This is a genomic window from uncultured Wocania sp., assembly GCF_964021735.1.
Classification (GTDB): domain Bacteria; phylum Bacteroidota; class Bacteroidia; order Flavobacteriales; family Flavobacteriaceae; genus Wocania_A.
The window spans coordinates 1-7856 of the sequence record NZ_CAXIBN010000144.1; the positions used below are offsets into that span (position 1 = coordinate 1).

A 7856-nucleotide genomic window follows, 5' to 3' on the forward strand; every position below is an offset into this window, starting at 1 on the left:
GCTAATCATAAAATTTAAAATTTCCACTGTTTGCTTATTCTTCCTAACCCGCAAAGTATAGACCGCACTCTGACTAACTTTTAGTATATTTATTAACTAATTGAAAACCCTTATGCTAACTACTACCTATAACAAGCTATAAGATTCATAGAACGCAGCAAGCGGTTCCAACGTGGATGCTGCGCATCCACGAACCTTATACTTTGCGGGTTAGCAATAATTTTGGGTATACCTAGAAAATATGAGAGTTGAATTTATAGGACACGGAATAAAAGGCAATAAAAATACTGTTGGCGATTATATTTGTAGTTCGCTAAATGATAATTTATATAACTCATTTACGGCATTTTCTGCATTCACGAAAATGTCAGGTATAAATGCAATTAAAAATGAATTACTACAAGCTAAAAATGACGGTAAATCCTTAAAGTTTTATTTAGGCATTGTCGAAAAAGGAACGTCTCGAGAGGCTTTAGAATTTATGATTGAAAACAAAATTCAAACTTGGATTTTTTGTACTAGTAGTTCTATTATGTTTCATCCGAAAATCTATTTTTTTGAAGGTAAAACAAAAACTAGATTTATTACTGGTTCATCTAATTTAACGAAACCTGGACTTTTTGACAATGTTGAAGCATCTACGTTAATGGAATTCACAACGACTGATAGTCAAGGTCAAAAATTTAAACGAGAATTTTTTGATTATTTCTCAACAATTCTCGATGGTACGGATAACAACGTGGAAAAATTAAATAAAGAAGTTTTAGATGACTTAATAAATTCAGGATTTGTTTTTGGAGAACACGAAACTAGAGATGATTTTTATATCACGAATAAAAATAAAGGCCTTTTCGGTAATCGTAAAAGAAACAAATTTGATAAAGAGGAAATAGGAAATCTTAAAACCCCAAAAACTTACAGAAGTCGTTCTATTTACGAGGAAACAGTTACTCAAAGTTATTTAGATAATTGGAATGAATTATTTCAAGAATATTTGGATTATTCTAAAGCTGAGAATAGGAACACAGTTGCAAAAGACAATGGAAATTACAGATTGTATACTTGGTATAGGAAACAGAAGATTTTTTATGTAAAAAAGATAATTCCAAAAGAACATTTTGAGAAATTAAAACAAGCAGGCTTTTACTTTGGCGACGCTAAAAAACTTAAATATCAGAACATTGAAGAAGAATGGTTAGATGTTTTGTTGGATGCGCTTTTAGATAAGGAGGACATTAGAATGAACCATCGTTATGTTTACAATGAGAAAAAGCTAGGAACTTGGTTAGTCTATGTGAGACAAGAAAACAAAAAAGGAAAGAAACTTGAATTAAAAAAAATAATTAATGATTTAGGTTTTCACTTTAAAGATACAAGTCGCTCTACAAAGGATGTTGTTGAGAGGTTTGCTAATGAACTTCTTGTATCGGAAAACCCTTCAAAAGTTAATTTTAGAAATAGGTTCAATCATCAAGTTTCACCTAATAGAAAAAAAATACCTAAAAAACTTCAATTAAAAGTAGAAGATGCTTGGAGAAAAAGTTTTAAAGAAGAATTAAAATGGGAAGTAGCATCTAGGTCGGTTGATAAAACCGAAGAGTGGAAATCATTTCGCTACGACAAGAAAAGAAATCCAGAAGGAAAATGGTATAAAGGACAGTCAAAATTAGGTGCAATATATAATTGGGTTTATCATAAAAGGAAAGACAAAAGAAAAATGGATTTAATCGTAGATAAATTCAATAAAACAGAATTGGAAGAACTGAAAAAAGAAGGGTTTCCAATCGAATAAAAAACTATTGCTAACAATGGTAATCGTTGCACAAAGCACTAAAAAACATTTACTTTAGCTCAAAAGCTTCTTTTTAAGGCGCTTTTCTTTTTTAGAGCATCACAATTTCTGGATTTTTAAATACCCTTAAAAGCAATCTATTTGCTTCTCTGCAAGCCATTTTTATAAAATTGATTAAAGCAAGCATTCCTGCTTCACTCTTTACACGTTTTTGAGTGAATTTTAAATACTTTTTCAGATTATAGGCCATGGCTGACAAATGCATCACCTTATTGGCCTGTTCTATACCAATGGTATTAATTTTTCTGAGTCCCATAAACTGGGTAAGGGTTCCAAATACTGGTTCTACTGTGCTTTGTCGTTTGCCTTTCATATACCGACCTCGTTTACTATTTACACGGGTATTGTTGTGCTGATATTCCGCTCTATAATAAGTAACAGAAAACTTCTTTTCTTTTGCTGATTTACCTAGACATTGTAATGCTATTGGACAACCTTTACAAACCTTTGAGGAATTGCGATATTCTTTCTTCTTTGTTTGGGTTCTATAATCTAAAAACACTTTTTTAAAGGGAATGATATGACCTTCTGGACAAACATAATGGTCGTGATTTTCATTATAAATGAACCCCTCTGGTCCGCCTTTATAAGTACCATGGGGCGGGATAAAACTCTCTAGTCCCTTACGTTCCAAAAAGGCATAATTCTCGCCACTACTGTAACCTGACCCGTCCTAAAATAAAACAACTTTCCGATTTAATAATATAAGTTTGCAAATAAGTGTGTTAAGGATTGCAGCGGCATCCTTTTTTGAGGTACGAGAAAAAAAGATATAGCGGAAAGCCTTCCCCTTTAGGGTAACGCCCAACTTCTCGATAGATCTCGAAGTAAATTCGGAGCACTCGAAATTACATTATATTCAAACAAAAAATGCTCATCAATTGATGAGCATTTTAATTTATCTCGTAAATCTAATAAAGAATTATCTTTAAAAGATTTCCGTCTGCACGGAAATTCACTAACTAATAAAATTAAGAGATAAAGGGTAAGTTGGTGTTTCTCCATTACTTGCTTTTATAGCATTAATAATAGGAAAAACTATAGATATAATTCCTAAAACTATAAAGCCTAATAAACCTAAGCCAAATAATAGAATTAAAGGAATACATATAATAGCATATACAATTAAACTTAATTGAAAGTTTATAATGTTTTTACCGTGTGCATCCATTTGATACACTTTTTCTTTTTGTGTAAGCCAAAGTACCAGCGGTAATATTAAACTACCAAAACCTGTAATAATTGTAATTAATTGACTTAAATGTGTGATGACTAAAAGTTGATTATCTTGCCTCATGATGGTGTTTTTTTTGATTGATACTTATTTGACGTTCCAATCAAGAAAATGTTACATCTTTTGAAAATATTGTTTAAAATTAGTAGGTTGTAAAATTTATTTACAACTTAATTTGAAGTATAAATAAACAGTAATAAATTACTTTAGAAAAACAAAAACACTAATTACAATATATAGAAAGGCTATTTATATTGCATAACAAAAAAGGGAACATCGATATTAAAAGCAAATGTTTCAACATCATGTCTTGTAAATAAACGCTCTAAAAAAGAGTGCCTTTTGTTCATCATAGCGAGTATTTTTATATCGTTGTTAATAATATACTTATGAACGGTGTTAAACATATCGTTACTTGTGGTATCAATAAACTCATGCTTAGCCTTATTAAAATGAGTGCTAAAAAACTCCATATTATCATAAGCATTATAAGCCAAATGGTGTTGGTCTGCAAGGTGAAGAATATCTAATTTAGAATTTCTAAGTGCCATAATTTCTTTCAATGGTTTAAACTCATCTTCATTAAATTGTTTAGAGTTTGAAGTGGCAAAGGCAATATTACCTGCATTTTTAAATTTACAACCATCTGGAATAGCTAAAACTGGCATATTACATCGTTGTATAACTCTAACCGTATTACTTCCAAAAATTATTTTTTCTAAACCAGAAGCACCTTTGGTACCCATAACAATTAAATCTACTTTATGTTTTTTTGATACTTGATTTATAGAATCGATAAAATTATCATAATCCACTACAGAAACAAATTGATGCTTTTTATTATGATGCTTTTTTTCAATTTTAGAAATAATATTTGAGATTGACTTTTTTGCAGCATCAATTATAGTTTTATAAATGGTTGCTGACGACGATACAACCATCATATCATCTGATATAAAAGACGATGCTTTTTGCACATTAAGCAAGTAAAAACAACACTCAACATCTTTAAACAGTTCTATTGCATAATCAATAGCATTAATTGAGTTTTTAGAAAAATCTGTAGGTAATAGTATTGTTTTCATAAAAAGTATAAAATGGATTACTATGTAAATATAATATGAGAATCAAAGTAAAACTATGACAATTGTCAGTTGCAATATATACTTCCCTTTAAACCATAAAAAAAATTAGCATAATATTATAAAGCATTGTATTTTTCGGCATAATGAATGTTAATTAATTTATTATAAACATTGAAAAAGTTCTAATATGATTTTCAGATTTTTTGTTGTTTTCACCCTCCTTTCTTTCAGCTTAAATGCGCAGAATGATGCTATTATTGCTAACGAAAAACTTACTTACACAGCGGCCTATAATATGTCTGGTATTTTAACAGATATAGCCGAAGTTTCCATGGAAACCAGCAACATAAAAACATCAAAAGCTACATTACTAAAATTAAAATGTACTGCTGCAACGTATAGTAAGTGGGATAATTTTTTTAAGATTAGAGATTTGTATGAAAGCTATGTAAACCCAAAAACGCTAACACCCTATTTGTACAAACGCGATATTAATGAGGGGAGCTATTACAAGTACATGAAATATACTTTTAGCCATAAAACTAAAACAGTTAAATCTCAATTAAAAAAGAAAAACAATTACGAAGAAAATAAAAACATAGCCATAAATTCTGGAACAAAAGATATTGTTTCAACGCTTTATACATTAAGATTATTTGATTACAAAAACATGCCTGTTGGAGCTAGCAAATCGCTAACTATTATTTTTGATAGAGAAGAATTTAAAGGACAAATAACCTATTTAGGAAAAGAAACCATAACTACAGCCATTGGAAAAAAGGAATGCTACAAACTAGCAATTGGTTCTAGTCAAACCAATGTACTAAAGGGTAAAAACAGTAATTTTTTATGGCTTACCGCCGATGAAAATAAAATTCCTGTTTACGGAAAATTTAAAATTCCTGTTGGCAATGGAGAATTAAAAATAAAATCTGCTACAGGTTTAAAGCATTAACGTATAAAAAAAATGAAACCGACATGATTAACACAATCTTTTACACACAATATAATGATTATTTAAACCATCAAAGGTTGCGTATAAACATTAAAAACTATAAAACAAACACATGAAAAAACTATTTACAATTTTAGCCATTATAGCTTCGGTTTTAGCAATTATTTTATCTGTTTTACCGCTTTCAAATTTGGCAATAATACCATCTATTATTGCACTTATTTGTGGGGTAATTGCTTTTTATCTTTCAAAAAAAAGTGGAGAAGTAAAAAAAATTATCCAATTCACCTTTTTATTAACCATAATTGCGCTAGCTATAACTACCTATAAATCATTATTTAATACCGTTGAAGTTGCAAACACTGAAGCTTTAGAAAAAAAAGAAGCAAAATCTGAGGAAGAAGCCATTGAAGAATTAAACGAGTTAGAAATTGATGAGATTGAAATTGAAGATATTAGCATTGATGAATAAGTATTTTCTTCTTTTATTATATATTTGCACCCAATTTAAAAAAATGAAACGAACATACTAATAATTTTCTCGCCCCAAGAGAATGATTTAATTGTAAGTTACATGTGATACTTAAAACAGCTATTAACACACATGAAAACTTTTTATATACTTTTTACATTTACTCTTATTGGTACGTGTGCAACAACCAAATACACCACCAAAATTAAAAACCTTAAAGATAGCATTGAGTTAGCAGATAGTACTCTTACTGTTAATTATGCCAACACCATATCTGCAAAAGAATTGAGCACTCATTTATATGAATTTTCGTCTGATGACTTTCTAGGCCGGAAAGCAGGTGAGGCTGGCCAAAAAAAAGCAGCTCAATTTCTTAAATCTTATTATCAAAAGGAAAACATAAAATCTCCTTTAGGACATTCTAATTATTACCAAACCATTCCAGAAGATTTCTTTTCAGGAAAAGCCAAAGCTTCAGAAAATGTTTTGGCTTTCATTAAAGGTTCAGAAAAACCAGAAGAAATCATAATTATATCGGCGCATCTTGACCATTTGGGAGTTTCAGAAAACGGAGAAATACATAATGGCGCCGACGATGATGGCTCTGGTACCGTAGCAATAATGGAAATTGCTCAAGCATTCAATCAAGCAAAAAATAATGGTAACGGACCAAAAAGGAGTATTTTATTTCTTCATTTTACAGCAGAAGAAATTGGTAAACAAGGCTCAGAATATTACACGCAAAACCCTATATTCCCTTTAAAAAATACTGTTGTAAACCTTAATATTGATATGATTGGAAGAGTTGATGATGCTCATTTAAATAATAAAAATTATATTTATTTAATTGGCTCAGATAGATTAAGTAAAGAGCTGCATTACACTTCAGAAAAAGTTAATAACTCCTACTTTAATATCAATATAGATTACAGATATAATGTTGAAGGTGAAAAAAATCATTATTACACACGTTCTGACCATTACAACTTTGCAAAACACGACATTCCTGTTATTTTTTACTTTAATGGAGAACACAATGATTATCATGAAGTTACAGACACTCCAGACAAAATAGACTACGAATTATTAGAAATTAGAACCAAACTTATTTTTGCAACTGCGTGGCAATTAGCCAATCAAGAACATCGTATTGCTAAAGATGAAGACAATGAGTTCTTAAAATAAATATAAATACCAATTATAATTCTTCCCTTTTTTGTAATATCGTAATATAAAAACTAACTCTTATAAATAATATAATGAAAAAATTAGGTTTTCTTTTTTGCGCTGTCATTTTAATAGCTTCTTGTAGCACTTCGCATAATAAAAATGTAAAAAAACATGTAACAGATTATGCGAAAACCATTACTGAAAGTGAGTTAAAAGAGATGCTTTACACCTACGCATCAGATGAATTTGAAGGTAGAAGAACTGGTGAATCTGGACAAAAAAAAGCTATCGAATTTATAAAAAAACATTATGTAGACAATGGAATTCCTTCACCAATTGCAGACGGTGATTATTTTCAGGAAATTCCAGAAGATTTTTTTAATGGTAAAGCTAAAGCCTCAGAAAATGTTGTTGCTTTTATAAAAGGCTCTGAAAAGCCAGATGAGATTATAGTAATATCTGCGCATTTAGATCATATTGGAGTGTCGCAAAACGGAGATATAAATAATGGAGCTGACGATGATGGTTCTGGTACCGTAGCCATTTTAGAAATGGCCGAAGCTTTTAAAATAGCAGAAAAAGATGGCAATGGACCTAAACGCTCTATACTTTTTCTACATGTAACTGGCGAAGAAATTGGTTTATTTGGTTCTCGTTATTACACCGATGTAGATCCTATTTTTCCGTTAGCAAATACCGTTGCCAATTTAAATATAGATATGATTGGTCGTGTAGACACAAAACATGAAAACGGTAAAAATTATTTGTATCTAATTGGTTCGGATAAATTGAGTAAAGAGTTACACAATGTTTCTGAAGCTGTCAATAAAAAATATGTTAATCTAGAATTTGATTACACCTATAATGATGATAATGACCCCAATCGTTTTTATTACCGTTCAGACCATTACAACTTTGCAAAAAACAATATACCTGTTATCTTTTATTTTAACGGTACACATGCTGATTACCACAGACCATCGGACACACCAGATAAAATAAACTACAAGTTTTTAGAAACACGAACGCAATTAGTTTTTCATACTGCTTGGGAGTTGGCTAATAGAGATGAGAGAGTGAAGGTGGAT

8 protein-coding genes are annotated in these 7856 nt (G+C 30.3%); 5 read left to right on the forward strand and 3 right to left on the reverse strand.

Annotation, left to right across the window (positions count from 1 at the left end; translation table 11 throughout):
- Window positions 1-241: 241 nt before the first annotated feature.
- Window positions 242-1792 carry a phospholipase D family protein gene (locus AADI82_RS11805; RefSeq protein WP_341216633.1) on the forward strand — a complete coding sequence of 517 codons (1551 nt, stop codon included), beginning with the start codon at window positions 242-244 and terminating at the stop codon, window positions 1790-1792.
- 91 nt (window positions 1793-1883) lie between these two features.
- Here the strand turns inward: AADI82_RS11805 and AADI82_RS11810 are convergent, their stop codons facing one another.
- From AADI82_RS11810 to AADI82_RS11820, 3 genes are all read right to left on the reverse strand, one after another.
- A complete protein-coding gene (locus AADI82_RS11810; protein WP_341216634.1) occupies window positions 1884-2486 on the reverse strand; it encodes a transposase in 603 nt (200 codons plus the stop codon).
- Window positions 2487-2810: 324 nt separating this feature from the next.
- Window positions 2811-3149, reverse strand: coding sequence for a DUF4870 domain-containing protein (locus tag AADI82_RS11815; protein WP_341216635.1), 339 nt, complete (start codon window positions 3147-3149; stop codon window positions 2811-2813).
- A 182-nt stretch (window positions 3150-3331) separates the two neighbouring features.
- A complete protein-coding gene (locus AADI82_RS11820; protein WP_341216636.1) occupies window positions 3332-4171 on the reverse strand; it encodes a universal stress protein in 840 nt (279 codons plus the stop codon).
- Window positions 4172-4358: 187 nt separating this feature from the next.
- Between AADI82_RS11820 and AADI82_RS11825 the strand changes: the two genes are divergently transcribed.
- The 4 genes from AADI82_RS11825 to AADI82_RS11840 all read left to right on the forward strand — a co-directional run.
- Entirely contained in the window at window positions 4359-5126 is a 768-nt protein-coding gene (locus AADI82_RS11825; protein WP_341216637.1) for a DUF3108 domain-containing protein, read from the forward strand.
- 112 nt (window positions 5127-5238) lie between these two features.
- Window positions 5239-5598, forward strand: coding sequence for an FUSC family protein (locus AADI82_RS11830; RefSeq protein WP_341216638.1), 360 nt, complete (start codon window positions 5239-5241; stop codon window positions 5596-5598).
- Window positions 5599-5730: 132 nt separating this feature from the next.
- Entirely contained in the window at window positions 5731-6783 is a 1053-nt protein-coding gene (locus AADI82_RS11835) for a M28 family peptidase (RefSeq protein ID WP_341216639.1), read from the forward strand.
- Between the two features lie 74 nt (window positions 6784-6857).
- The coding region (locus tag AADI82_RS11840) for a M28 family metallopeptidase (RefSeq protein WP_341216640.1) at window positions 6858-7856 on the forward strand (999 nt) is incomplete at its 3' end.

Excerpts from the sequence above, each read along its gene's own strand:
- AADI82_RS11805 (WP_341216633.1), top strand. The coding sequence starts at position 242 with ATGAGAGTTGAATTTATAGGACACGGAATAAAAGGCAATAAAAATACT.
- AADI82_RS11815 (WP_341216635.1), bottom strand. The coding sequence starts at position 3,149 with ATGAGGCAAGATAATCAACTTTTAGTCATCACACATTTAAGTCAATTA.
- AADI82_RS11820 (WP_341216636.1), bottom strand. The coding sequence starts at position 4,171 with ATGAAAACAATACTATTACCTACAGATTTTTCTAAAAACTCAATTAAT.
- AADI82_RS11825 (WP_341216637.1), top strand. The coding sequence starts at position 4,359 with ATGATTTTCAGATTTTTTGTTGTTTTCACCCTCCTTTCTTTCAGCTTA.
- AADI82_RS11830 (WP_341216638.1), top strand. The coding sequence starts at position 5,239 with ATGAAAAAACTATTTACAATTTTAGCCATTATAGCTTCGGTTTTAGCA.
- AADI82_RS11835 (WP_341216639.1), top strand. The coding sequence starts at position 5,731 with ATGAAAACTTTTTATATACTTTTTACATTTACTCTTATTGGTACGTGT.